Origin of the sequence: Streptomyces sp. NPDC057424 (genome assembly GCF_042803315.1) — a bacterium.
Classification (GTDB): domain Bacteria; phylum Actinomycetota; class Actinomycetes; order Streptomycetales; family Streptomycetaceae; genus Streptomyces.
Genome location: NZ_JBHVCP010000007.1, coordinates 1 through 24,158, shown reverse-complemented (window position 1 = coordinate 24,158; position 24,158 = coordinate 1). Strand labels below are relative to the sequence as shown.

The following is a 24,158-nucleotide window of genomic DNA, read 5'->3' as shown; positions in this document are numbered from 1 at the left end:
CGCCTATGGTGCTTGACGGACGAGTGACAACCCGCCGTAATGACCCCAAGTACCGATACGTCCGGAGGAGGACCCGTGGAGCAGGGAGCGCAGGGCTCCGCGGACACGGGGACTCCGTGGGCGGCGGCGGGCCCGGCCGGACCTGGTGTGCCGGCCGGGCGGGCGCAGCCGCGGGTGCCGCAGCAGGGCGGGGCGGTGTGCGGGGAGCACACGCACAGCGAACCGCCCGCGCCGGTCGTGGCGCGGGCCCGGCCGATGGTCCAGCGGGCCTCGGTGCGGGGGCAGATCCTCGACGCGCTGCGCGCCGCGCTGGTGGCGGGGGATCTGCGGCCCGGTGAGGTGTACTCGGGGCCCGTGCTGGGCGAGCGGTTCGGGGTCTCGGCGACGCCGGTCCGGGAGGCCATGCAGCAACTGGCCCTCGAGGGGGCCGTCGAGGTCGTGCCGAACCGCGGGTTCCGGGTGGTCGAGCGGGGTGTGCGGGAACTGGCGGAACTGGCCGAGGTCCGGGCGCTGATCGAGATCCCGGTGATGCTGCGGCTGGCCCGTACCGTTCCCGCCGAACGCTGGGCCGAGCTGCGGCCGCTGGCTGAGGCGACGGTCCGCGCGGCGTCCTCCGGCTGCCGCGCGACCTACGCGGAGTCCGACCGGGGGTTCCACCGGGCCGTGCTGTCCCTCTCGGGCAACGAGCAGCTGGTCCAGATCGCGGAGGACCTCCACCGCAGGGCGCAGTGGCCGTTGGTCGGGGGTGGACCGGGACTCCGGGGGCGGGCCGATCTGGTCGCGGACGCGCACGAGCACTCGGCGTTGCTGGACGCGCTGGTCGCACGGGACCTGGATGTGGTGCGCGCGCTGGTGGGCGAGCATGTCGCGGGGGCGGCTGCGGCCGGTTGAACTCGAGCGGCGGTGGGGGCGCGCGTCGTCCGCGCCTGACCGCCGTGGGTGGGCCGGGGCCGCGCCGGGGGTGTCCGTCCTCGGAACGGCGCGATGGGGTTGCGTGCCGACCGACTGTTCGTCGACGCGCCAACCACTGCGGGCGCGGACATCCCCCGACACGGCCCGTTCCGTCGTACGGCGGCTGCGGGCGCGTGGGGGCGAGCGCCCCGTCCCGCTCAGCCGCGGGCATACGGGCGAGACCTTGGGGAGGCGCCCCGTCACGCCGGTCCGCAGCCCCGCCCGCCCTCAGCGACAGGGCCGGGTACCCCGCACCCTCAGGCCGTCGCGGCCGGCGGGACCGGCGGAGCCAACCGGCGGGCCAGCCATGTCGGTACGCCCCCCAGCAGGCGGAACAGCCGCCGGGCCTCCTCCCGCAGCCGGGACGCCTCCGGCTCCGTCTCGGCGTCGGCGAGGGACACCAGCGCCGGGGCCGTGCCGATGAGATAACCCAGCTCCTCCCGGATCCGCAGCGACTCCGTGAAACCGTGCCGCGCCTCTGCCAACTCCCCCTCCCGCAGGGCGAGTCCCGCCAGGTGCCGCCATGTGAAGGACAGCAGCAGCGGGTCGGAGTGCGCCGTCGCCCCCGCGTGGGCCCGGCGGTACGCGGCGCGGGCGGACTGGGGCGCGCTCGTCAGGTTCTCCGCCAGGAGCCCGCGGCGGAAGTCGAGCAGGGCCCGCGCCGGAGCCCCGGGAGGGACCAGCGCCGCCGCCCGGCCGAGCGCGGCCCGCGCCTCGTCGGCCCGGTCCCGCACCGCGAGCACCGTCGCCGCGTAGGCCAAGTACCCGCGTTCACAAGCGGCCGCACCGCGTTCGTCGTCGCTGTGGGCCATCGCCTCGGCCGTGCGCAGCGCGTCCTCGGCCTCCTCCCAGCCCTGCTCGGTGTAAAGACACCGTTCCACCAGCAACGACGCGCGTTGGAGCGCCGCCGCCGGTGTGGCCGGCAGCAGCAGCGCTGCCGCGTCGGCCCAGCACCCGCGGGAGCGCAGCCGCCATACCGCGGTCTGGAGGGGATCGTCACCGGCGGTCGTTCCGTTACCAGACATGGCGGAATGCGCCACGTTGCCCTCCCCGAGCACGCCATCGAGCTGTTGAGTGGTGGCGGCATCTCAGCACGAATGGGCGGGCCGGGCCAAGAGGGTGGGTGAAGGATTTCACAAAGTCGTGGGACTCGGGGGCGGTCCGGGTTCGGACCGGGACGCCCCGCGGCTCAGCTCATACGCAGGGCCAGGAAGAAATCCAGCTTGTCCTCGAGCCGCGACAGGTCACGGCTCGTCAACTGCTCGATCCGGCCGACGCGGTAGCGCAGCGTGTTGACGTGCAGGTGCAGACGGGTGGCGCAGCGGGTCCAGGAGCCGTCGCAGTCGAGGAAGGCCTCGAGGGTGGGGATCAGCTCGGCGCGGTGGCGGCGGTCGTAGTCGCGCAGGGGGTCCAGGAGGCGGGCCGTGAAGGCCCGGCGGACGTCGTCCGGGACGAAGGGCAGCAGCAGGACGTGCGAGGCCAGTTCCTGGTGGCCCGCCGCACAGACCCGGCCCGGGCGGGCCGCGGCGACGCGCCGGGCATGGCGGGCCTCCTCCAGCGCACCGCGCAGGCCCTCCGCCGAGTGGACGGCCGCGCTGACGCCCAGGGTGAGCCGGCCGTCGTCGTCCAGGCCCGCCGTGAGGGGGTCCCGTACCGAGCCCAGGAGCGCGTCCGCGAGGACGCCCGTCTCCGAGCCGTCGTGCTCCGTCGAGACGGCCGGGAGCGGGACCAGCGCGATGGCCTCGCCGCCCGTGTGGGCCACGGCGATCCGGTCGGAGTGCTCCGGCCCGACGACCGCGGGGTCGACCAGGACCTCCTCCAGCAGGGCCTGCGCCACCGGGCCGCCCTCGATCTCCTCGCCCGCCCAGTCGACGCGGGCCACGACCACCTGCCAGTGCGGCGCGGCGCCCAGGCCGGGCAGCAGCACCGGCGCGGCCACGCGAAGCCGGGCGGCGATCTCGGCGGGCGCCGCGCCCGTCTGGACCAGTTCCAGGACCTCCTGGGCCAGGCGGCGGCGGACCGTACGGGCCGCGTCGCGGCGGTCCCGTTCGACCGCGATCAGCTGGGTGACGCCGTAGAGCAGGTCGAGGCGCTCCTCGGGCCAGTCCCCGGCGTCCGCCTCCACGGCCAGCAGCCAGTCCGACAGGACGGTCTCGCGGGCGTCCCGGGCGGGCTGCGGGGAGCGGCCGGTGGAGCGGACCGGGAACAGGGAGTACGTCGTGGCGCCCAGGGCGACGCGGTGGGGGCCGCGGCGGCCCGTGCGCGTGGCGGCCAGGTGCTCTCCCGCGAGCCGTGCGCACGCCTCGGCCGGCAGGGCGGGCCCCGCCGCCTTCGAGCCGGCGATCAGGCGGCCGGTGGGGGAGAGGACCCAGGCCCGCAGGTCCAGGTCCGTGCCGAGCAGGTCGAGCACCACGTCGGGGCCGCCGCCCGCCGGGCCCGAGGTCATCATCCGGCGGTGGCGGTCGACGACCGCCGCGAGGTCGCCGGCGCGCTCACCGGACACCTGCCGTACGACGTGTTCGGTGATGGTCGCGAACGCCACCGACTCGTGCACCGCGAAGAGCGGGAGGTGATGCCGGGCGCAGGCCACGACCAGGTCCTCCGGTACGTCCCCGAGTTCGGCCTCGCCCGCGGCGAGGGCCGTCACGCCCGCCTGCACCAGGATCCGGACGAACGGCTCCGAGTCGCCGGCGTCCCGGCGCCAGGCCAGGCCCGTGAGCACCAGTTCGCCGCCCGCGAGGTAACGGCTGGGGTCGCGCAGGTCGGTGGTCATCACACCCCGAACGGTGCGGTCCAGCTCGTCCTCGCCGCCGAGCAGCTTGAGGCCCAGCGCGTCGGTGTCCAGCAGTGCGCGCAGCCGCATTCTCGTCGCCGCCGTTCTTTGTCTCGAAATCAAACCCTGCCCGGGCTGTGTCCCAGGTCACGCGACTGTGTCGCGCGTTTCCACAGGAAGACGAGGAGGTTTCTGAGGGCCTCCGTTCATACGAATCTACAAGATGCCTGTCCTGGCCAGCCAACTCCTTCATGGTTTCCGTGACTGACTCGCCCGGCTCAGCGCGCTGTGTACTGAGACCACTACGCGTAAACAGCACAGGAACGAGCCGGGACCGCCGCACACGGATTGGCTCAATCTGAACGCCCCACGAGAACACGAAGAAGAGAGCCGGTTTCATGGACTTCCTTCGCCCCGCCAGCTGGGAGGAGGCGCTCGCCGCGAAAGCCGAGCACCCCTCAGCTGTGCCGATTGCGGGTGGCACCGACGTGATGGTCGAGATCAACTTCGACCACCGCCGGCCCGAGTACCTCTTGGACCTGAACCGCATCGGCGACCTCTCCGAGTGGGAGGTCGGCGAGGAGAGTGTGCGGCTGGGTGCCTCCGTGCCGTACACGAAGATCATGGAGAACCTGCGCGCCGAGCTGCCGGGGCTGGCCCTCGCCTCGCACACGGTCGCCTCGCCGCAGATCCGCAACCGCGGCGGCGTCGGCGGCAACCTCGGCACCGCCTCCCCGGCCGGTGACGCCCACCCCGCCCTGCTCGCCGCGGGCGCCGAGGTGGAGGCCGAGTCGGTGCGCGGCTCCCGCCGGATCCCGATCGACGCGTTCTACACGGGCGTGAAGCGCAACGCGCTGGCGGCCGACGAGCTGATCCGCGCCGTGCATGTGAAGAAGGCCGACGGTCCCCAGCAGTTCTCCAAGGTCGGCACCCGCAACGCCATGGTCATCGCCGTGTGTGCCTTCGGACTGGCCCTGCACCCGCAGACCCGGACCGTGCGGACCGGCATCGGTTCGGCCGCTCCGACACCCGTCCGGGCCAAGGCCGCCGAGGAGTTCCTGAACGCCGCGCTGGAGGAGGGCGGCTTCTGGGACAACGGCAAGATTGTCACCCCGTCGGTCGCCAAGCAGTTCGCGGACCTGTGCTCCGCCGCCTGCAACCCGATCGACGACGTCCGGGGCACCGCGGGCTACCGCCGCCACGCGGTCGGCGTCATGGCCCGCCGCACGCTGACCTGGACCTGGGAGTCCTACCGCGGCACCCGCCGCCTCACCGAGGGAGCTGCGTGATGCGCGTCAACTTCACGGTCAACGGCCGTCCGCAGGAAGCCGACGACGTGTGGGAGGGCGAGTCCCTGCTGTACGTGCTGAGGGAGCGGCTCGGCCTGCCGGGTTCGAAGAACGCCTGCGAGCAGGGTGAGTGCGGCTCGTGCACGGTCCGTCTGGACGGTGTGCCGGTGTGCTCGTGTCTGGTCGCCGCCGGACAGGTGGAGGGCCGCGAGGTCGTCACCGTCGAGGGGCTCGCCGACTACGCCAGGCAGCGCGCCGAGGGCGGCTGCGCGACCGGCGCCTGCGGTACGACGCTGCAGAACGCTCAGCACTGGGAGGCCAAGGGCAGCGACTCGCACACCGGCGAGGGCACCGAGCTCTCGCCGATCCAGCAGGCGTTCATCGACGCCGGCGCCGTCCAGTGCGGTTTCTGCACCCCCGGTCTGCTGGTCGCCGCCGACGAGATGCTGGAGCGCAACCCGACCCCGACCGACGCGGACATCCGCGAGGCCCTGTCGGGCAACCTGTGCCGCTGCACCGGCTACGAGAAGATCATGGACGCGGTCCGCCTGGCGGCCGCCCGGCAGGGAGAGGCGGTCTGATCATGTCTTCCCCCAACGGAACCCCCACCAAGATCACCCAGGGTTCGCAGACCAAGGGCGGCATCGGCGAGTCCACGCTCCGCCCCGACGGCATCCTCAAGGTCACCGGCGAGTTCGCCTACTCGTCCGACATGTGGCACGAGGACATGCTGTGGGGTCAGATCCTCCGCTCGACCGTCGCGCACGCCGAGATCGTGTCCATCGACACGAGCGAGGCCCTGGCCCTGCCGGGCGTCTACGCCGTGCTGACGTACGACGACCTGCCCACCGACGTGAAGAACTACGGGCTGGAGATCCAGGACACCCCGGTCCTCGCCCACGGCAAGGTCCGCCACCACGGCGAGCCGGTCGCGATCGTCGCCGCCGACCACCCGGAGACCGCCCGCCGGGCGGCCGCGAAGATCAAGGTCGACTACCGCGAGCTGCCCGTCATCACCGACGAGGCGTCGGCGACCGCGCCGGACGCGATCCTCGTCCACGAGGGCCGCGACGACCTCCCCCAAGGGCCTCCGGCAAGCTCCGGTCCAGGGGGTACCCCCATCGCCGGGCACGTCCCGCACCCCAACATCGTGCACCGCCAGCCGATCATCCGGGGTGACGTCGCCGCCGCCCGTGAGCGGGCCGACGTCATCGTCGAGGGTGAGTACACCTTCGGCATGCAGGACCAGGCCTTCCTCGGCCCCGAGTCCGGCCTCGCCGTGCCGGAGGAGGACGGCGGCGTCCACCTCTACATCGCCACCCAGTGGCTGCACAGCGACCTGCGCCAGATCGCGCCCGTGCTCGGCCTGCCCGAGGACAAGGTGCGGATGACGCTGTCCGGCGTCGGCGGCGCGTTCGGCGGTCGCGAGGACCTGTCGATGCAGATCCACGCCTGCCTGCTGGCCCTGCGCACCGGCAAGCCCGTCAAGATCGTCTACAACCGCTTCGAGTCCTTCTTCGGGCACGTCCACCGCCACCCCGCGAAGCTCCACTACGAGCACGGGGCCACCAAGGACGGCAAGCTCACCCACATGAAGTGCCGGATCGTCCTGGACGGCGGCGCCTACGCCTCCGCCTCCCCGGCGGTCGTCGGCAACGCCTCCTCCCTGTCCGTCGGCCCGTACGTGGTCGAGGACGTGGACATCGAGGCCATCGCCCTCTACACCAACAACCCGCCCTGCGGCGCGATGCGCGGCTTCGGCGCGGTGCAGGCGTGCTTCGCCTACGAGGCGCAGATGGACAAGCTCGCCGCGAAGCTCGGCATGGACCCGGTGGAGTTCCGCCGGCTCAACGCCATGGAGCAGGGCACCCTCCTGCCGACCGGGCAGCCCGTCGACTCCCCGGCGCCCGTCGCCGAACTGCTGCGCCGCGTCAAGGCGATGCCGATGCCGCCGGAGCGCCAGTGGGAGTCCAGCGAGGGCGCCGACGTACGGCAGCTGCCCGGCGGCCTGTCCAACACCACGCACGGCGAAGGCGTCGTACGCGGAATCGGCTACGCGGTCGGCATCAAGAACGTGGGCTTCTCCGAAGGTTTCGACGACTACTCCACCGCCAAGGTGCGTATGGAGGTCGTCGGCGGCGAGCCCGTCGCCACCGTGCACACCGCCATGGCGGAGGTCGGCCAGGGCGGCGTCACCGTCCACGCGCAGATCGCCCGCACCGAGCTGGGCGTCGCGCAGGTGACCATCCACCCGGCCGACACCCAGGTCGGCAGCGCCGGTTCGACGTCGGCCTCCCGGCAGACGTACGTCACCGGCGGCGCGGTGAAGAACTCCTGCGAGCTGGTCCGCGAGAAGGTCCTGGAGATCGGGCGCCGCAAGTTCGGCTCCTGCCATCCCGCCTGGGCCACCGCCGAGCTGCTCCTGGAGGGCGGCAAGGTCGTCACCGACGGCGGCGAGGTCCTCGGCGACCTGGCCGACGTCCTGGAGGACGAGGCCGTGGAGGTCGAGGCGGAGTGGCGGCACCGGCCGACCGAGCCCTTCGACCTGCGCACCGGCCAGGGCAACGGGCACGTCCAGTACTCCTTCGCGGCCCACCGCGCCGTCGTCGAGGTCGACACCGAGCTCGGCCTGGTGAAGGTCATCGAGCTGGCCTGCGCCCAGGACGTCGGCAAGGCGCTCAACCCGCTGTCCGTGCTCGGCCAGATCCAGGGCGGCACCACGCAGGGCCTCGGCGTGGCGGTCATGGAGGAGATCGTCGTCGACCCGAAGACGGCGAAGGTCAGGAACCCCTCCTTCACCGACTACCTGATCCCGACCATCCTCGACACGCCGACCATCCCGGTCGACGTCCTCGAACTCGCCGACGAGCACGCCCCGTACGGGCTGCGCGGCATCGGCGAGGCACCCACCCTGTCGTCGACCCCGGCCGTCCTCGCGGCGATCCGCGACGCGACCGGGCTCGAGCTGAACCGCACCCCGGTGAGGCCCGAGCACCTGACGGGTACGCAGCTCTCCGCGGGCTGAGCAGTCACGATCGCCTGGAGGCTTCGTCCCCCAGGCTTCCCCCTGTTCGTCTCGGGCCGTCCCCCGGGTCGTGAACATCCCAACCCCCTTTGAAACTTGGGAGACGGCACCCATGACCCAGCAGTCAACAGAGCCGAGGACCACAGCCGACGACGCGGGTGAAGGCACCCGCGTCCCGGCCGGACGGTCCTGGCTCGACCGGTACTTCCACATATCCCACAGAGGGTCCAGCGTCGCCCGTGAAGTGCGCGGCGGCATCACGACCTTCATGGCGATGGCGTACATCCTCCTGCTCAACCCCTTGATCCTGTCCGGCAAGGACGCGGCCGGGACCACGCTCGCCCAGCCGGCCCTGATCACCGCCACCGCGTTCGCGGCGGCCCTCACGACCCTGCTGATGGGCTTCGTCGGCAAGGTGCCCCTGGCCCTCGCCGCCGGCCTCTCCGTCTCCGGAGTCCTCGCCTCCCAGGTCGTACCCGAGATGACCTGGCCGCAGGCGATGGGCATGTGCGTGATGTACGGCGTGGTCATCATGCTGCTGGTCGTCACCGGCCTGCGCGAGATGATCATGAACGCGATCCCGCTCGCGCTCAAGCACGGCATCACCATGGGCATCGGCCTGTTCATCGCCCTCATCGGCTTCTACAAGTCCGGCTTCGTGCACCAGGGCGAGGCCACGCCCCTCGCGCTCGGACCGGCGGGCGAACTGGCCGGCTGGCCCGTTCTGCTGTTCGCCGGGACGCTGCTGCTGATCTTCATGCTCCAGGCCCGGAACGTCCCGGGCGCCATCCTCATCGGCATCGTCAGCGGCACGGTCGTCGCGGCGGTCCTGAACGCCGCAGGCGTCGTCGACCCCAAGCAGTGGGCGGGCGGCGCACCCGAACTGCACGGCAGCGCCGTCTCCATGCCCGACTTCTCACTCTTCGGCGACGTCGAGTTCGGCGGCTGGGGCGAGGTCGGCGCGATGACCGTGGGCCTGATCGTCTTCACGCTGGTGCTCGCCGGGTTCTTCGACGCGATGGCCACCATCATCGGCGTCGGCACCGAGGCGAAGCTCGCCGACGACAAGGGCCGCATGCCGGGCCTGTCCAAGGCACTGTTCATCGACGGGGCCGGCGGTGCGATCGGAGGTGTGTCCGGCGGCTCCGGCCAGACCGTGTTCATCGAGTCGGCGACGGGGGTCGGCGAGGGCGCCCGCACCGGCCTGGCCTCCGTGGTCACGGGCCTGTTCTTCGCGGCCTGCCTGTTCTTCACCCCGCTCACGGCGATCGTGCCGTCGGAGGTCGCGTCCGCCGCCCTCGTCGTCATCGGCGCCATGATGCTGATGAACGCCCGGCACGTGGACTGGGCCGACCGGGCCACCGCCGTCCCGGTGTTCCTCACGGTCGTGCTGATGCCGTTCACGTACACCATCACCACCGGTGTCGCGGCGGGCGTCATCTCCTACGTCGCCATCAAGACCGCCCAGGGCAAGGTGCGCGAGATCGGCGCCTTCATGTGGATCCTCGCGGCGGTGTTCCTCGTCTACTTCGCCCTCAACCCGATCGAGAGCTGGCTGGGCGTCCACTGACGCTCCGCCCGCCGCAACCTCAAGGAGACCGAGACAGATGCTGGACATCGCCGAGGAGCTGAACCGGTGGGTCGAGCAGGGCCGTGACTTCGCCGTGGCCACCGTGGTGGCCGTCGGCGGCAGCGCGCCCCGCATGCCCGGCGCCGCGCTCGCGGTGGACGCCGAGGGCACGGCGATCGGCTCGGTCTCCGGGGGGTGCGTGGAGGGCGCGGTCTACGAGCTGTGCGCGCAGGCGCTGCGGGACGGCGGGACCGTCCTGGAGCGCTTCGGATACAGCGACGACGACGCCTTCGCCGTGGGGCTGACCTGCGGCGGCGTCATCGACATCCTGGTCACCCCGGTGCGGGCCGCCGATCCGGTCCGCCCGGTGGTCGAGTCCGCGCTGACCGCCGCCGCCCGAGGGGAGGCGGCGGCGGTGGCGCGGATCGTGTCGGGCCCGCGCGAACTGACGGGCCGGGCCCTGCTGGTCCGTCCCGACGGCTCCCGTGACGGCGGCTTCGGCGCCCATCCGGAACTGGACCGCACGGTCGCCGCCGAGGCCGCCGCCTTCCTCGACGCCGGCCGAACCGGCACCGTGGAGATCGGCGAGCAGGGCTCACGCTGCGGAGCGCCCCTCACGGTCCTCGTCGAGTCCTCGGTCCCGGCGCCCCGCATGATCGTGTTCGGCGCGATCGACTTCGCCTCCGCACTGGTCCGTGTCGGCAAGTTCCTCGGATACCACGTCACCGTGTGCGACGCGCGGCCCGTCTTCGCGACCCGGACGCGCTTCCCGGAGGCCGACGAGATCGTCGTCGAGTGGCCCCACCGCTACCTGGAGGGCACGGACGTCGACGCCCGCACGGTCCTGTGCGTCCTCACCCACGACGCCAAGTTCGACGTGCCCCTGCTGAAGCTGGCGCTGCGCCTGCCGGTGGCGTACGTCGGCGCCATGGGCTCCCGGCGCACCCACCTGGACCGCCAGACCCGCCTGCGGGAAGTCGGTGTCACCGACCTGGAGTTGAGCCGCCTGCACTCGCCGATCGGCCTGGATCTCGGTGCCCGTACGCCCGAGGAGACGGCTCTGTCGATCGCGTCGGAGATCGTCGCCGGGAAGCGGGGCGGGAGCGGGGTCTCGCTGACCGGGGCGCACACGCCGATCCACCACGAGCCGGAGTCGGACGCCGTGGGGCGGATCGGGTCGGTGGCCTGAGCCCCGCCGGGAACGACGTGCCGCCGGCCGGTGCGTCAGGGCTGTCTGAGCAGCCGGTTCAGGGCCCTCCCGAACACGTACCGCGAGGAGCGCCGCACCATCCCGTCGAAGAGCGACGGCAGAAACCGGATCCGGATCTCCTCCCGCCAGATCACCCGTGTGCGGCCCCCCGGCCCCGGCCGCACCTCGAGTTCGGCCCACCCCAGCACCACACGGCCCCGCTTCTCCAGCCGGCACATCCCCGGAGCCCCGTCGTCCGGCGGCTGCCACACCGTGACCTCCATCGGGTCGTCGAAGACCAGCGGCCCGGCACCCGAGCGGGCCACGACGAGAGTGCCCTCGCGTGTCGGCTCGGGCGGCACGACCCTGACCACCGTCAACGGCACCGACTCACCGTGCCGCGGCCACTGTGTGATCCGCCGCCACGCCTCGTCGAGGGGGAGCGGGGCCGTGCGTTCGAGCAGGATGTTCGCCACGGCACGATCGTAGGGCTGCCCCGGCCGGCTGCCGAGGAGCCCGCGCGGGGCGCGGCGGGCGCGCACGGCGGCGCCCACGGGTCGTCACGCCCGCACCGGAGGGCGGTCGTTCGCGCCGGCTACCGGTACACCTTCCCCGGCTCCGCCTTCCCCGGTGCCAGGAGCTGGGGCACCGTCACGAAGACGTAGCCGCGTTCCTTCAGCGCGTCGACGATCCCCGGCACGGCCGGCACCGTGCCGTCGTAGAGGTCGTGGAGGAGGATGATCCCGTCCCGGGAGGACTGGGCGAGGACGCGGCGGGTGATCAGGTCGGAGTCGGTCGTCCGGTAGTCCTTGGCCGTCACGCTCCACAGCACTTCGGAGAGGCCCAGTTCGCGGCAGATGGCGTGCACGGTGTCGTCGGTGCGGCCCTGCGGCGGGCGCATCAGGGTGGGGCGGCGGCCGGTGAGGCGTTCTATCTCCTCGTTGGGGCGTTCCAGTTCCTCGCGTATCTCCTCGGGTCTGAGCCGGGTCAGGATCTTGTGGTCCCAGGTGTGGCTGGCCACCTCGTGGCCCTCGTCGGCCATGCGCCGCACCAGCTCCGGGTACTTCTCGATGTGCCGCTTTCCGAGGAGGAAGAAGGTCGCCGGGACGTGTTTCTCCTTCAGGATGTCCAGCAGCCGGGCGGAGTGCTCGCTCGGCCCGGCGTCGAAGGTGAGTGCGATGCACTTGGCCTCGCGGCAGTCCACGGTGCCGAAGCGGGCCGCCTGCCCGTCCGTGGCCGGGCGGGCCCGGACGGCGCTGGGGGCCGTGGTGTCGGCCCCCGTGCAGCCGCTCAGGGCGAGGGTGAGGGCGGCGGTTGCCGCGAGCGTTCCGGCCGTTCGGAACGCGGTCCCCGTTTTCTTCATCTTCTTGGTCAGAGAAGGCATGCCGGGACTATATATCGCGTGTATACGCGCGGTTTATAGTCATCGAGGCGTTCCCTGACGGCCCGGCCAGGTGTTTGAGGGGGCCTTACCGCGGCACTCGCCAGCACGGTAGTCCGCGCACGCCGCCGGAGGGAGGGCCGCACGCATGACCCCGTACGCCGTCGTGATCCCCACCCTCGCCCCGGACGCCCTCGCCGACTGTCTCGCCGCGCTCGCCGCCGCGACCGGGCCGCGCCCCGAGGAGATCGTCCTCGTCGACGACCGGGCCGACCGCGAACCCGGGCCGCTGCAGCACCCGTTGAGCGTCCTCGGCGACCTGCGGGAGCGGACCACCGTGCTGGGCGGCGGCGGTCGTGGGCCCGCCGCCGCCCGCAACACCGGGCTGCGGGCCGTGCACACGCCCTGGACCGTGTTCCTCGACGACGACGTCCAGGTGGGGGCCCGCTGGTGCGAGCAACTGGCCGAGGACCTCGCCGAGGCGTCCCACGACACCGCGGGCGTCCAGGGTGTCCTCGCCGTGCCCCTGCCCGGCGAACGCCGCCCCACCGACTGGGAACGCGGCACCGCTGGACTCGTCCGGGCCCATTGGGTCACCGCCGACATGGCCTACCGCACGGAGGCCCTGAAGCAGCTCGGAGGCTTCGACGAACGCTTCCAGCGCGCCTGCCGCGAGGACGCCGACCTCGCGCTGCGCGTCCTCGACTCGGGCTGGCGCATCCGGCAGGGTCGCCGCACCACCCGCCACCCCGTGCACCCCGCCTCGCGCTGGGCGTCCGTGCGCCAGCAGCGCGGCAACGCCGACGACGCCCTCATGCGGCATCTGCACGGCCCCGACTGGTGGGCCAAGGCCGTCGCACCGCGCGACCGGATCCGCACCCACGCGGCCATCACGACCGCCGGCGTCGCCGCCTGCGCCCTCGCTGCCACCGGGCACGGCCGGGCCGCGACGGCCTGCGCACTCGGCTGGGCGGCCGGCACCGCGCGGTTCGCCCGCGCCCGCATCGTCCCCGGCCCGCGCACCCGCCACGAGGTGACGACGGTGCTGGCGACCAGCGTGCTCATCCCGCCCACCGCGACCTGGCACCGGCTGGCAGGTGCCTGGCGCCACCGTCACACCCCCGCCTGGCAGGAGGAGGCCACCCCGTGAGCCCGGTGAAGACCGTGCTGTTCGACCGCGACGGCACGCTCGTCGAGGACGTCCCGAACAACGCCGACCCCGACCGCGTACGCCCGGTCGAGGGCGCCCGCGAGGCGCTCGCCCTACTGCGCCGGCACGGCATCCGCACCGGCGTCGTCACCGACCAGCCCGGTGTCGCCCGCGGACTGCTCACCGACGCCGACGTCCGCCGCGTCAACCGCCGCGTCGACGAACTCCTCGGCCCCTTCGACGTGTTCGCCGTCTGCCCGCACGGACCCGACGACGGCTGCCACTGCCGCAGGCCCGAACCCGGCATGCTGCTGTGGGCGGGCGGGCGGATCTGCACCGGGCCCGCCGAGCTCGTCGTCATCGGCTCCACCGCCGTCGGCGCCGAGGCCGCCCGCCGTGCGGGCGCTCGCGGCATCCTCGTCCCGAACGGGCGCACCCGCACCGAGGAGGCCACGCGGGCCGACCACGTCGCCCCGAACCTGCCTACCGCCGTCCGCGCCGTACTGGACGGACTGCCGAAGGGCCGTGTCCTCGCCGACGAACGCCCCGTCCAGGAGGCGTTCACGGCCGGCCCCGGACCGGGCCGGCATCGGTGTCGTCCGGCGCGCCACGGAACGGCCGCCCGCACTGACGTGGCCACCGTGGTGGTGCGCGGGACCCGATGAGCGGGCCCGCGGCGGCGGGCCCGGCGTGCGGGGGCAGGCTGCCGGCATGACCCCGGACCGGACGGCGCAGGACGCCCGCCCCCGCTTCCTCGTCCCGCGCGCCCCCGACTCGGTGACCTCCTCCCGGCCTCCCGCGCATCACCGCCGGCGGCGTCCTGCGTGCCGGCGGCGAACTGCCCGGCGCCCCGCGGCCGTAGCGACGAAAACGGCGCTCAGTTTCCGCACCACCGGCACATCAGCCGGAACCCGGCGAACACCGTCAGGGGCCACAGCGCGGCGAACGCCCAGATCACACCCGGCTCGGACGTGACGATCCCGGAGGCCATCAGCCCGGCCGACATCGCGAGCAGGACCACCACGGTCCCGACGCGGGGGCGGTAGGCGGCCAGACGGGCCAGGACGCGGGCGGGGGCGGGGCGGCGGTTTACTCGGTGGGTGCGCAGCTTGCGGTCGAGGCGACGGTCGCGGCGCAGAGCGCGTTCCATCTCGTCGAGGATGCGCTGCTCGTTCTCGGGAAGTCGGCCGGTGGACATGCGCTCTCCTTCCGGGGCGGCCGGATCGTCTCTCCTCCCGGGGGGACGTGCGGCGTGGGGAAGTGCAGCGGGGGACGTACCCGCGGGTGCCCCCTGGTGCCCCCGCGCTAACCGGGCACGGGCCGCGCCAGTGCCTCGACGAGCCGGTCCGCGCTGTCCGGCACGGTGCCTTCGCGGAACCCGTCGCGGATCTGCCGCGCGGTCACCCGGCCGCCGGTCAGGCACCAGTCCCACCAGCGGTCCAACTGCCTCACGTCCAGCCGCTCGGCGCGTACCAGCGCGGGCCAGCCGCAGGCACGGGCCTGCGCGGTCAGCTTGGCGCCGCCCGCGACCGGGTCCACGGCCAGTACCGGCGTGCCGACCCGCAGTGCGATCACCAGCCCGTGCAGCCGGTCGGTGACCACGAGGTCCAGCCGGGCCAGCACGGACTGCAGCTGCGCGGGCGTCGCGCTCAGATGCCAGTCGTGCGTGTCCAGCCGGGTCTCCAGCTCCAGCCGTCCGCAATCCTTCGTGGCCAGCCAGCGCGTCACCTCCTCGGCGACCTGACCGTGCCGCCGCAGCTGCCCGTACTCGTGCTGCCCGTGCGCGAGGATCACCCCGACGACGGGCCGCGCCGGTACGTCCGGGGCGCGGGCCGCGAGGTCCTCCACCGGCTCGCTGTCCGGGCCGTCCCGGGGCAGCACCCGGTGGAAGCCGGTGACGGCCGCGCTGCCGGGGTCGATCACCGAGGTGCCGACGGCGATCCGCACGCAGTGCGCGAACCGCCGGTGCAGCTCCTCCACCTGCGGCCCGTGCAGCGGGCCGCACACGAACACCAGGTGGGTGTAGTCCTCGGGCCACAGCCGGTCCAGATGCAGCGCCTCCGGACGGAAACGGGGACTCCAGGCGACGTCGTAGGGGATACCCGTCCCCCGCAGCACGTCCTCCACCCGGCGCAGGGCCAGCACGTCCCCGGCGGTCGCCTCCCTGTCCCGGAAGCTGAACCACCCGGTGAGCAGCACCCTGCGCGGTCGCTTGCCCTCTTGTGTGTGCACATGCCCTGAGTGCCCGCCCACCGGAAAGACATTCAGGGCATTACGCGCATTTACCGTGCGGTCACTGGGTGTGGAAGGTGGCGTCCGCCCGGTCGGTCGCGGTGCTCACCGCCTGCACGTTCAGCAGGTACTCCCAGTGGCGTACGTATCGCCCCGGGTAGTTGGAGGACTCGTACGACACGCCGGCGGGGTCCGCGAGTCCGGCGCGCTGCCGGAAGGCCGCGTCGGACGCGAACTGCGCGCTTCCGTCGTTCTTCTCCAGCCACACCTCGAAGTTCTTGTGCCGCAGGTAGTAGCCGGGGAAGTTGGCCGACTCCAGCGAGACGGTTCCGCTGCCGGCGAGCCCGGGCACGACACGGAACTGCGAGTCGGCGAGCTTGGTGACGTTCGCCTCGATCCGGGCCCGGTAGTCGTAGTGCCGGACGAAACGGTCCGGGACGTTGTACGAGGAGAAGCGCTGCGGGGTGACCCCGTCGGCCACCGGGATGCCGAAGCTGGGCGTGCCGTCGGCGTTCCAGTACACCTTCTGCACCCGGGTGCGGCGGTTGGGGTCGTCGAGGGGGTCGCCGCTGATGTCCTTGTAGCTGCGGTCGTGGTAGACGAGGATGTCGCTCCTGCCGTCCTCGGAGACCGTGAACGAGTTGTGGCCCGGGCCGTACTGGCTGGTCGCGGCGCTGCTCGCGAACACCGGGGCGGTGCTCTTGCTCCAGGACGCCTGGCTGAGCAGGTTCGCGCTCGCGGAGGCGGTGAGCATGCCCAGGCAGTAGTTGGCGTCGGTGGCGCTGGCGGAGTACGTCATGAAGACCTTGCCGCCGCGCTGGATCACGGCCGGGCCCTCGTTGACCTTGTAGCCGACGGTCTCCCAGGAGTAAGTGGGCCGTGACAGCATCACCGGAGTGCCGGTGATCGTCCAGGGGTTGGCCATCTTCGCCAGGTAGACGTCGGTGTTGTTGTTCACGGACGGGTCGCGCTGTGCCCAGGCCAGGTAGCGCACGCCGCCCACGACGAAGGTTGTGGCGTCGAGCGAGAAGCTCTCCCACTGGGTCCTGATCTGGCCCTTCTCCGTCCAGGAGGCCGTGAGCGGGTTGGCGCCGGTGCCCTCCAGGACGTACATCCGGATCGCCCACACGTCGTTGGTGGCGCCGGCGGCGAAGTGCACGTACCACTTGCCGTCGATGAAGTGGATCTCCGGCGCCCAGATGTGGGCGCCCATCACGCCGCTGGCGTGCTTGGTCCAGATGGTGCTCTCGGGGGCCGTCTTGAGCCCCTGGATGGTGGTCGCCCGGCGCAGCACGATCCGGTCGTACTCGGGGACGGTCGCGGTGAAGTAGTAGTAGCCGTCGGTGTGTTTGAAGATGTGCGGGTCGTCCCGCTTCTCCGCGATCGGGTTGGTGTACGTGACGGCGGGGGAGTCGGGCGCGGCGGCCTGCGCGGGCGCGCTCCCGAGGCAGGTCGCGAGGGTGACGAGGACGGCGAGGAGCAGCCGTACGGCCATACGTCTCAAGGAGGTTCTCCAGAGGGTGGTCGGGGGTGGGAACGAGCTGCCTCTGTCCGGCATTTCGAACGTAGTTCGTGAATTCGGCCATGAAGTGGTCAGAAGATAAGGGGGCTCCTACCGCCGTCAACGGTTCGGGCGGCGGGCCGCGCGGCTAACTAGGCGCGCACCCGCTTCGCGGCGGCGGGTGCCAGCCCGGCGCGCATCCCGCGCGTGCCGCTGCCGGGGCGAGGATCCAGGCCCTGTCCGGGGACAGCGGGGTGCCGAACTGCCGCCGGACGACCCGGGGCGGGGCCCCCTCGAAGTCCCCGAGCCGGGCCGCGAGGGTGTTCGCGGGGTCGGTCCGGGCGTGTTGCTCCCGCCGCGGCCGGCGGGGCAGGTCGCGTTCCGTCAGGACCGCCTTCCTGAGCGGCGGCTGCCGGCCGTCGGGCACGCCCATGTGCTGGGCCGGACCAGGCGGTGTGGCTGACGGTGCGGCTCCGGGGCCGGCGTCACCCGGCCGTACGCTGGACGCATGACGCGTACGGCTCGTACGGCTCGTCCGGCGGAGCGGACGCCGGTCTCGGTCACGGTCCGGCCGTCGGCAGCCGCCCTGGTGCCCCTGATCGGCGCGATGGGCTACGCCGAGGGGCGGTTCGCGCACTCCGCCGAGCTGGCCCTGCCGACCGGCGAGGCGCAGCTGCTGGTGAACCTCGACGGGGACGCCCTGTCCTCCTCCCCGCTGCGGGGCGCGGAACGGCAAACCCGGGGCGCTGCCGTGCACGGGCCGTACACGGAGCCGGCCCTGATCGACCCGGCGCAGCAGCGGGCCGTCCTGTGGGTGGCGTTCCGCCCCGCGGGCGCCCACCCCTTCCTCACCGCCCCGGTCTCCGCGGTCCGCGACGAGCTGGCCGGCCTCGACGAACTGTGGGGCACGGACGGCACGGTGCTGCGCGAGCGGCTGCTGGAGGCCATGGCCGCCGGTGGCCCCGAGGCCGGGCTGCGGGAGCTGGAGACGGCCCTGCTGGGGCGGGCGGTACGCCCGCTGGAACCCGACCCGGCGGTCCGCCTCGCCGCGGCGCTGCTCGATCGCGGCACCCCCGTGGGCGAGGTCGCCGACCGACTCGGCTGGAGCGCCGGACGGCTGGCCCGCAGATGCGGCGAACAGCTGGGGCTCCCGCCGAAGCGGTATGCGCGCATCCGGCGCTTCCAGCGGCTGCTGGGCCGCGTGAACGCCGGGCACGGGGCGCCGGACTGGGCGGCGCTCGCCGCGGACTGCGGCTACCACGACCAGGCCCATCTGATCCACGAGTTCCGCGCCCTCGCCGGGATCACCCCGACCGCGTACGCACCGCGCTCGCCGCTCGAACGCAACCATGTTCCGCTCGGCGGGTGACGGGCCCCGCCCGGCCGGCCGTTTTCTACAATCCACGGCTCCCGTGACCCGCGATCGTGAAGGCATGACGCACGCAACCGATCCACAGACCGTCACCCGCCTCTACGCCCGGCTCGTGGTCTCCGACGGGGCCCGGGCCATCGACTTCTACCGGGCCGCGCTCGGCGCCGAGGAGACCGAGCGGTACACCGGCCCCGAGGGGAAGATCGTGCACGCGATGCTGCGTCTCGGCGACGCGGTGATCGCGGTCAAGGACGCCGACGACGGGGACCCGGCGCCCACGTCCCTCGGCGGCAGCCCGGTGATCATGGCGCTCGACGTGTCCGACGCCGACGCCGTGGCCGAGGCCCTGCTGCGTGGCGGGGCCACGGTCGTCCACCCCGTCGCCGACCAGCACTACGGGCAGCGGGGCGGCCGCCTCGCCGACCCGTTCGGCCATCTCTGGATGATCTCCCAGACGATCGAGGACCTGACGCCCGATGAGATCCAGCAGCGCACCGACGAGTTGTTCACCTGACCGGCGGCGTCAGCGGGACTGCGCGGCCGGTTCCTCCACCGCCGCGTTCGCGTCCACCTTGCCGCCGGGGTGCCGCAGGGCACACAGGAAGCCGATACCGAGGGCGATGGCCATGCCGTAGAACACCCACTGGTTGGCCTCGGCGAAGTCCATGCGGATCGCGGACATCGACTCCCGGGTCGCCTCGGCGGCGGGGCCGGTGCCGGTGGGCGGCCGGGAGTCGCCGCTGCCGGTGATCGACTCGGTGACGTCGCGGGCCACGGTGTTCGCGTCCCCGGCGGACATGCCCTCGGACGTCAGGGTGCCCACCACCTTGTCGGTCGTCACGTGGGTCAGGATCGTGCCGTAGATGGCCAGGCCCACGCTCGCCGCGTAGTTGCGCACGGTCTGGGTGATGCCGGTGACCTCGCCGTACGAGGCGCCGATGGCCCGGTTGACGGCGTCCGTGGAGGCCGGCGCCAGGACAAAGCCGATGCCGGCCCCGGCCAGGGCCGCGTAGGGCCACTGGTCGTGCATGGACAGGTCGGTGAGCTTGCCCGCCCACAGGGCGAAGCCGACACAGCCCACGGCCGTGCCCAGCTTCAGCGCCGGCCGGGCGCCCTTCTTGTCGAGGATCCGGCCGCCCCACTGCGAGGCGATGGCGAAACCCGCGAAGAAGTACAGCAGGAACAGGGCCGCCTGGTTCGGCGAGGCGCTCAGGGACACCTGGGCGTACACGGAGGCGAAGAAGAACAGCGGGACGAAGGCCAGCATCGAGAAGAACAGCACCGCCGCGTCCATCGTGAACGCCTTGTCCCGGAAGACCCGCAGGTCGATCAGCGGATGCTCCACCTGCCGCTCGAAGCGGACGAACCCGGCGAGTACCGCGAGGCCGCCCGCGATGCACACCCAGGTCGCCCAGCTGTCCCAGCCCCAGGACCAGGCCTGCTGGAAGCCGAGGACGCTCAGGCCCATGCCGGCCACGATCAGGGCTGCTCCCGGGACGTCCAGGGTGCCGGACCGCCGCCGGTCGGAGATGTGCGCCAGGGCCGTGAGGACCAGCGCCACGATCGCCACGGGCACGTTGACCCAGAACACCGCGCGCCACGTCCAGTTCGTCAGCCAGCCGCCCAGCAGCGGGCCGACGGCGGTCAGCGCGCCGGTGACCCCGAAGAACAGGGCCAGGGCACGGCCGCGCCGCTCGACCGGGAACACCGCCACCACCACGGCCAGGGCCGCGGGGAACAGCAGCGCCGCCCCCAGCCCCTGGGTGGCGCGGAAGACGATCAGCCAGGCCTGGGCGGCACCGCCTTCGGGGACGCAGCCGCACAGTACCGAGGAGACGACGAACACCAGCGTGCCGATGACGACGACCCGGCGCGGCCCGTAGAGGTCCGCCAGACGCCCGCCCAGGGCGAAGAACGCGGCGAGGGCGAGCAGGTAGGCGTTGACCACCCACTGCATGCCGGAGGACGACAGACCCAGTTCGCGGACGATGTCCGGGGCCGCGATCGACACGATGGTCTGGTCGATGAAGGTCATGGCGACGGCGAACATCATCGCCGCCAGCGCGACGGTCTGCTGCGGTGCGAATCGGGAGGGGGCGGCGGCCTCGCCGCGCCCCGGGCGTGTGCTGCTCACGACATCAGTCTGCGCCCGGCCGCGTCGTGTCGCATCACAGGACGGCGGCCCCGGCCCACCGCACACGCCGGCGACGAGCGACCGGAACGACAAACGGGCGACGCGTGACCGTGCCCCTCGAGAAGACCGTCGGCCCGGGGGTCGGCACATCGCCTTCCGCGACGGCGCGCAGGGCGAACTGATGCAGCGTCATGTCCCGTGCAGTGAAGTGCTGGTCTGTTCCTGGGCGGTGACCGTCGGCTTCATGTTCCCGCCGCCGTCCGGATGGGGACTGACTCTCATGGGGGTGGGCGGCGGGCTCCCTCGCGGTCACCCGCATCGGCGTCCCGGCCCGGTGGATCACCCTGGCCGAGGCCGTCGGGCTGACCGCGCTGCCCGGCCACAGCGTGGCGATGCACACAAGCGCCCCGCCCGGCAACCCCTCGGCGGTGTGAGGACGGCCTCCTCGGCCGTGTGACCACGGTCCGCCCCGTACACCGCGTCGAACGTGCAGGATGCGGGCACCAAGGAGTGCAGGCACCGGAACGACAGGAGAGGCAGACGATGGTCCCAGCGGAACCGGAACCCCAGCGGATCGGCGTACCCGCCGAATCCACTGCGGGCGAGACCAGGGTGGCGGCCACACCGGCCACCGTGGGGAGACTTGTCGCGCTCGGGTACGACGTGGTGGTCGAACCGGGAGCGGGAGCCTCGTCCCGCTTCTCCGACGCGGCGTACGAGGAGGCGGGGGCCCGGCTCGGCGACCCGTGGCAGGCCGAGGTCGTGCTCAAGGTGAACGGCCCCTCCAGCGAGGAGATCGGCCGGCTGCGCGACGGGGCGACCCTGATCGCGCTGATCAGCCCCGCCCTCAACCCCGAACTGGTCGAGGAACTGGCACGGCGTCCGATCACCGTGCTGGCCATGGACGCCGTCCCGCGCATCTCGCGCGCCCAGTCCCTGGACGTCCTCAGCTCGATGGCGAACATCGCCGGCTACCGGGCCGTGGTCGAGGCGGCGCACGCCTTCGGACGCTTCTTCACCGGCCAGGTGACCGCCGCCGGCAAGGTGCCGCCCGCGAAGGTGCTGGTGGCCGGCGCCGGGGTGGCCGGGCTCGCGGCGATAGGAGCGGCCCGCAGCCTCGGCGCCGTCGTCCGCGCCACCGACCCCCGGCCCGAGGTCGCCGAGCAGGTGCGCTCCCTGGGCGGGGAGTTCCTGACCGTGACCGCCGAGCAGGAGGTGAGCACCGACGGTTACGCCAAGGCCACCTCCGACGACTACAACCGGCTCGCCGCCCGGCTCTACGCGGAGCAGGCCGCGGACGTCGACATCATCGTCACGACCGCGCTCATCCCCGGCCGCCCGGCGCCGAGGCTGATCACGGCCGAGGACGTCGCGCGCATGAAGCCCGGCAGCGTGATCGTCGACATGGCCGCGGTCCAGGGCGGCAACGTCGAGGGCACGGTCGCCGGGAAGGCCGTCGTCACCGACAACGACGTGACGATCATCGGCTACACCGACCTGCCCGGCCGCCTCCCCGCCCAGGCCTCGCAGCTGTACGGCACGAACATCGTCAACCTGATGAAGCTGCTCACGCCCGGCAAGGACGGCCGGCTCGTCCTCGACTTCGACGACGTCGTGCAGCGGTCGATGACCGTGGTCCGCGAGGGCGAGAAGACCTGGCCGCCGCCCCCGGTCCAGGTGTCCGCCGCACCTGCCCCGGGCGGGGCGAAGGAGCCGGAACCGGCGGCCCCTGCCGAGACCCCGGCCAAGGCCGCCCGCCCGGCCTGGTCCGCGTACGCCCTGGTCGGTGCCGGAGCGCTCGCGCTGTTCCTGCTGACGGCCTTCTCCCCGAGTGAACTCCTCGGCCACTTCACGGTGTTCGTCCTGGCGATCGTCATCGGCTTCTACGTCATCGGCAACGTGCACCACGCGCTGCACACCCCGCTGATGTCGGTCACCAACGCCATCTCCGGCATCGTCGTCGTCGGCGCGCTGCTGCAGATCGGGCACGGGAACACCGCCGTCACCGTGCTGTCGTTCGCCGCGATCCTGCTGGCGAGCATCAACATCTTCGGCGGATTCGCCGTCACCCGCCGCATGCTCGGCATGTTCTCGAAGGGCTGATCAGGGATGACCACAGACACGGCCGCCCAGGCCGCCTACGTCGTCGCCGCGCTGCTGTTCATCCTCAGCCTCGCCGGCCTCTCCCAGCACAAGACGTCCCGTTCGGGGGTCGTCTGGGGCATCGCGGGCATGGTCGTCGCCCTGGCCGCCACGGTCGGGCTCGCCTCCCGCAGCATCACCGCGACCGGGCTCGTACTGATCGCCGTCGCCACGGCCCTGGGTGCGGGCATCGGCCTGTGGCGGGCCCGGGTGGTCGAGATGACCGGCATGCCGGAGCTGATCGCCATCATGCACAGCCTCGTCGGCCTCGCCGCCGCGTTCGTCGGCTGGAACGGCTACCTGGACGTCGACGCCGAGCTCTCCGGTTCGCTGCTGGCCATCCATCACGCCGAGGTGTTCATCGGGGTGTTCATCGGCGCCGTCACCTTCACGGGTTCCGTCGTCGCGTACCTGAAGCTCTCGGCGCGCATCAACTCCCGCCCGCTCACGCTGCCGGGCAAGCACGTCCTCAACGTCGGGGCGCTCGTCGCGTTCGTGGGGCTCACGGTGGCGTTCGTCGTACGCCCGAACATGGGCCTGCTCATCGCCGTCACCGTGATCGCGCTCGCTCTCGGCGCGCATCTGGTCGCCTCCATCGGCGGCGGTGACATGCCGGTGGTCGTCTCCATGCTCAACAGCTACTCCGGCTGGGCCGCCGCGGCTTCGGGCTTCCTGCTCGCCAACAACCTGCTCATCGTCACCGGCGCGCTGGTCGGCTCCTCCGGTGCCTACCTGTCGTACATCATGTGCAAGGCGATGAACCGCTCCTTCCTCTCGGTGATCGCGGGCGGGTTCGGCACCCCGGCGGCTGCCGCCGACGACGGCGAGCAGGGCGAGCACCGGGAGATCAACGCCGAGGAGACCGCCGAACTGCTCCGTGACGCCACCTCGGTGATCATCACGCCGGGCTACGGCATGGCCGTCGCCCAGGCCCAGTACCCGGTCGCCGAACTGGCGCGCAAGCTGCGCGACCGGGGCGTGGAGGTGCGGTTCGGCATCCACCCCGTGGCCGGCCGGCTGCCCGGGCACATGAACGTGCTGCTCGCGGAGGCCAACGTGCCGTACGACGTCGTCCTGGAGATGGACGAGATCAACGACGACTTCGCCGCCACCTCGGTCGTCCTGGTCATCGGCGCCAACGACACGGTCAACCCGGCCGCCACCGACAACCCGGCCAGCCCCATCGCCGGGATGCCGGTCCTGCACGTGTGGGAGGCGGCCAACGTGATCGTCTTCAAGCGCTCCATGGCCGCCGGTTACGCGGGTGTGCAGAACCCGCTGTTCTTCCGGGAGAACACCCAGATGCTCTTCGGTGACGCCAGGCAGCGCGTGGAGGACATCCTGCGCGGCCTGGACGCCCTGGACGCACCGGTTCCGGAGATGGCCGGCACGTCCCGCTGAACAGCGGGCGGCTGCCACGCGGCAGTACCACGAAAGGCCGGATCGACG

At 72.6% G+C, this 24,158-nt stretch carries 20 protein-coding genes; 12 read left to right on the top strand and 8 right to left on the bottom strand.

The window, feature by feature from the left end; genetic code table 11:
* Nucleotides 1–75: 75 nt before the first annotated feature.
* The gene (locus tag ACFU3E_RS08740; protein WP_384154064.1) at nucleotides 76–891 is read left to right on the top strand and encodes a GntR family transcriptional regulator; all 816 of its coding nucleotides are present in this window, start codon (nucleotides 76–78) and stop codon (nucleotides 889–891) included.
* A gap of 317 nt (nucleotides 892–1,208) precedes the next feature.
* Here the strand turns inward: ACFU3E_RS08740 and ACFU3E_RS08735 are convergent, their stop codons facing one another.
* The gene (locus ACFU3E_RS08735) at nucleotides 1,209–1,976 is read right to left on the bottom strand and encodes a hypothetical protein (RefSeq protein WP_384154062.1); all 768 of its coding nucleotides are present in this window, start codon (nucleotides 1,974–1,976) and stop codon (nucleotides 1,209–1,211) included.
* Nucleotides 1,977–2,140: 164 nt separating this feature from the next.
* Nucleotides 2,141–3,814 carry a PucR family transcriptional regulator gene (locus ACFU3E_RS08730; RefSeq protein ID WP_384154060.1) on the bottom strand — a complete coding sequence of 558 codons (1,674 nt, stop codon included), beginning with the start codon at nucleotides 3,812–3,814 and terminating at the stop codon, nucleotides 2,141–2,143.
* A gap of 308 nt (nucleotides 3,815–4,122) precedes the next feature.
* On the opposite strand from ACFU3E_RS08730, the gene ACFU3E_RS08725 reads away from it, so the two are divergent.
* The 5 genes from ACFU3E_RS08725 (at nucleotide 4,123) to ACFU3E_RS08705 (ending at nucleotide 10,797) form a co-directional block, all read left to right on the top strand.
* Entirely contained in the window at nucleotides 4,123–5,013 is an 891-nt protein-coding gene (locus ACFU3E_RS08725; RefSeq protein ID WP_384154058.1) for an FAD binding domain-containing protein, read from the top strand.
* Nucleotides 5,013–5,594 (top strand): (2Fe-2S)-binding protein, encoded by a 582-nt coding sequence (locus ACFU3E_RS08720; RefSeq protein WP_384154056.1) that lies wholly within the window; start codon nucleotides 5,013–5,015, stop codon nucleotides 5,592–5,594. Before ACFU3E_RS08725 ends, ACFU3E_RS08720 begins: the two co-directional genes overlap by 1 nt.
* A 2-nt stretch (nucleotides 5,595–5,596) precedes the next feature.
* Complete coding sequence (locus tag ACFU3E_RS08715) at nucleotides 5,597–8,038, top strand: xanthine dehydrogenase family protein molybdopterin-binding subunit (RefSeq protein ID WP_384154054.1); 2,442 nt, start codon at nucleotides 5,597–5,599, stop codon at nucleotides 8,036–8,038.
* A 112-nt stretch (nucleotides 8,039–8,150) separates the two neighbouring features.
* Nucleotides 8,151–9,608 (top strand): NCS2 family permease, encoded by a 1,458-nt coding sequence (locus ACFU3E_RS08710; protein WP_384154052.1) that lies wholly within the window; start codon nucleotides 8,151–8,153, stop codon nucleotides 9,606–9,608.
* Nucleotides 9,609–9,645: 37 nt separating this feature from the next.
* Nucleotides 9,646–10,797: an XdhC family protein gene (locus tag ACFU3E_RS08705; protein WP_384154050.1), complete on the top strand. Its 1,152-nt coding sequence runs from the start codon at nucleotides 9,646–9,648 to the stop codon at nucleotides 10,795–10,797.
* Nucleotides 10,798–10,832: 35 nt separating this feature from the next.
* Here the strand turns inward: ACFU3E_RS08705 and ACFU3E_RS08700 are convergent, their stop codons facing one another.
* Together ACFU3E_RS08700 and ACFU3E_RS08695 are read right to left on the bottom strand one after the other, a co-directional pair.
* Nucleotides 10,833–11,273, bottom strand: a complete 441-nt coding sequence (locus ACFU3E_RS08700) for an SRPBCC family protein (RefSeq protein ID WP_384154048.1) — start codon at nucleotides 11,271–11,273, stop codon at nucleotides 10,833–10,835.
* A 119-nt stretch (nucleotides 11,274–11,392) separates the two neighbouring features.
* Nucleotides 11,393–12,181, bottom strand: a complete 789-nt coding sequence (locus ACFU3E_RS08695) for a polysaccharide deacetylase family protein (RefSeq protein WP_384154046.1) — start codon at nucleotides 12,179–12,181, stop codon at nucleotides 11,393–11,395.
* Nucleotides 12,182–12,326: 145 nt separating this feature from the next.
* Here ACFU3E_RS08695 and ACFU3E_RS08690 point away from each other — a divergent pair, with 145 nt between their 5' ends.
* A complete protein-coding gene (locus ACFU3E_RS08690) occupies nucleotides 12,327–13,328 on the top strand; it encodes a glycosyltransferase (protein WP_384154044.1) in 1,002 nt (333 codons plus the stop codon).
* Nucleotides 13,325–13,993 carry a D-glycero-alpha-D-manno-heptose-1,7-bisphosphate 7-phosphatase gene (locus ACFU3E_RS08685; RefSeq protein WP_384154042.1) on the top strand — a complete coding sequence of 223 codons (669 nt, stop codon included), beginning with the start codon at nucleotides 13,325–13,327 and terminating at the stop codon, nucleotides 13,991–13,993. The genes ACFU3E_RS08690 and ACFU3E_RS08685 overlap by 4 nt, the downstream gene beginning before the upstream one ends.
* 212 nt (nucleotides 13,994–14,205) lie before the next feature.
* Here the strand turns inward: ACFU3E_RS08685 and ACFU3E_RS08680 are convergent, their stop codons facing one another.
* The 3 genes from ACFU3E_RS08680 to ACFU3E_RS08670 form a co-directional block, all read right to left on the bottom strand.
* On the bottom strand, nucleotides 14,206–14,526 hold the full coding sequence (locus tag ACFU3E_RS08680) for a DUF3040 domain-containing protein (protein ID WP_384154040.1): 321 nt from the start codon (nucleotides 14,524–14,526) through the stop codon (nucleotides 14,206–14,208).
* A gap of 107 nt (nucleotides 14,527–14,633) precedes the next feature.
* The gene (locus ACFU3E_RS08675; protein WP_384154038.1) at nucleotides 14,634–15,560 is read right to left on the bottom strand and encodes a polysaccharide pyruvyl transferase family protein; all 927 of its coding nucleotides are present in this window, start codon (nucleotides 15,558–15,560) and stop codon (nucleotides 14,634–14,636) included.
* A 61-nt stretch (nucleotides 15,561–15,621) separates the two neighbouring features.
* Nucleotides 15,622–17,064, bottom strand: a complete 1,443-nt coding sequence (locus ACFU3E_RS08670) for a family 43 glycosylhydrolase (protein WP_384154036.1) — start codon at nucleotides 17,062–17,064, stop codon at nucleotides 15,622–15,624.
* A 505-nt stretch (nucleotides 17,065–17,569) separates the two neighbouring features.
* Here ACFU3E_RS08670 and ACFU3E_RS08665 point away from each other — a divergent pair.
* Together ACFU3E_RS08665 and ACFU3E_RS08660 are read left to right on the top strand one after the other, a co-directional pair.
* Nucleotides 17,570–18,430: a helix-turn-helix domain-containing protein gene (locus tag ACFU3E_RS08665; RefSeq protein ID WP_384154034.1), complete on the top strand. Its 861-nt coding sequence runs from the start codon at nucleotides 17,570–17,572 to the stop codon at nucleotides 18,428–18,430.
* 64 nt (nucleotides 18,431–18,494) lie between these two features.
* Entirely contained in the window at nucleotides 18,495–18,947 is a 453-nt protein-coding gene (locus ACFU3E_RS08660) for a VOC family protein (protein ID WP_384154032.1), read from the top strand.
* 9 nt (nucleotides 18,948–18,956) lie between these two features.
* Here ACFU3E_RS08660 and ACFU3E_RS08655 read toward each other — a convergent pair whose 3' ends face one another.
* On the bottom strand, nucleotides 18,957–20,486 hold the full coding sequence (locus tag ACFU3E_RS08655) for an MFS transporter (protein WP_384154358.1): 1,530 nt from the start codon (nucleotides 20,484–20,486) through the stop codon (nucleotides 18,957–18,959).
* A 624-nt stretch (nucleotides 20,487–21,110) separates the two neighbouring features.
* Between ACFU3E_RS08655 and ACFU3E_RS08650 the strand changes: the two genes are divergently transcribed.
* Both ACFU3E_RS08650 and pntB read left to right on the top strand, forming a co-directional pair.
* On the top strand, nucleotides 21,111–22,670 hold the full coding sequence (locus ACFU3E_RS08650) for a Re/Si-specific NAD(P)(+) transhydrogenase subunit alpha (protein WP_384154030.1): 1,560 nt from the start codon (nucleotides 21,111–21,113) through the stop codon (nucleotides 22,668–22,670).
* A 6-nt stretch (nucleotides 22,671–22,676) separates the two neighbouring features.
* Complete coding sequence (gene pntB / locus ACFU3E_RS08645; protein ID WP_384154028.1) at nucleotides 22,677–24,110, top strand: Re/Si-specific NAD(P)(+) transhydrogenase subunit beta; 1,434 nt, start codon at nucleotides 22,677–22,679, stop codon at nucleotides 24,108–24,110.
* Nucleotides 24,111–24,158 lie beyond the last annotated feature (48 nt).

Excerpts from the sequence above, each read along its gene's own strand:
- ACFU3E_RS08710 (WP_384154052.1), top strand. The coding sequence starts at position 8,151 with ATGACCCAGCAGTCAACAGAGCCGAGGACCACAGCCGACGACGCGGGT.
- ACFU3E_RS08665 (WP_384154034.1), top strand. The coding sequence starts at position 17,570 with ATGACGCGTACGGCTCGTACGGCTCGTCCGGCGGAGCGGACGCCGGTC.
- ACFU3E_RS08660 (WP_384154032.1), top strand. The coding sequence starts at position 18,495 with ATGACGCACGCAACCGATCCACAGACCGTCACCCGCCTCTACGCCCGG.
- ACFU3E_RS08720 (WP_384154056.1), top strand. The coding sequence starts at position 5,013 with ATGCGCGTCAACTTCACGGTCAACGGCCGTCCGCAGGAAGCCGACGAC.
- ACFU3E_RS08715 (WP_384154054.1), top strand. The coding sequence starts at position 5,597 with ATGTCTTCCCCCAACGGAACCCCCACCAAGATCACCCAGGGTTCGCAG.
- ACFU3E_RS08725 (WP_384154058.1), top strand. The coding sequence starts at position 4,123 with ATGGACTTCCTTCGCCCCGCCAGCTGGGAGGAGGCGCTCGCCGCGAAA.
- ACFU3E_RS08735 (WP_384154062.1), bottom strand. The coding sequence starts at position 1,976 with ATGTCTGGTAACGGAACGACCGCCGGTGACGATCCCCTCCAGACCGCG.
- ACFU3E_RS08695 (WP_384154046.1), bottom strand. The coding sequence starts at position 12,181 with ATGCCTTCTCTGACCAAGAAGATGAAGAAAACGGGGACCGCGTTCCGA.
- ACFU3E_RS08650 (WP_384154030.1), top strand. The coding sequence starts at position 21,111 with ATGGTCCCAGCGGAACCGGAACCCCAGCGGATCGGCGTACCCGCCGAA.
- pntB (WP_384154028.1), top strand. The coding sequence starts at position 22,677 with ATGACCACAGACACGGCCGCCCAGGCCGCCTACGTCGTCGCCGCGCTG.
- ACFU3E_RS08690 (WP_384154044.1), top strand. The coding sequence starts at position 12,327 with ATGACCCCGTACGCCGTCGTGATCCCCACCCTCGCCCCGGACGCCCTC.
- ACFU3E_RS08655 (WP_384154358.1), bottom strand. The coding sequence starts at position 20,486 with ATGATGTTCGCCGTCGCCATGACCTTCATCGACCAGACCATCGTGTCG.
- ACFU3E_RS08730 (WP_384154060.1), bottom strand. The coding sequence starts at position 3,814 with ATGCGGCTGCGCGCACTGCTGGACACCGACGCGCTGGGCCTCAAGCTG.
- ACFU3E_RS08680 (WP_384154040.1), bottom strand. The coding sequence starts at position 14,526 with ATGTCCACCGGCCGACTTCCCGAGAACGAGCAGCGCATCCTCGACGAG.
- ACFU3E_RS08705 (WP_384154050.1), top strand. The coding sequence starts at position 9,646 with ATGCTGGACATCGCCGAGGAGCTGAACCGGTGGGTCGAGCAGGGCCGT.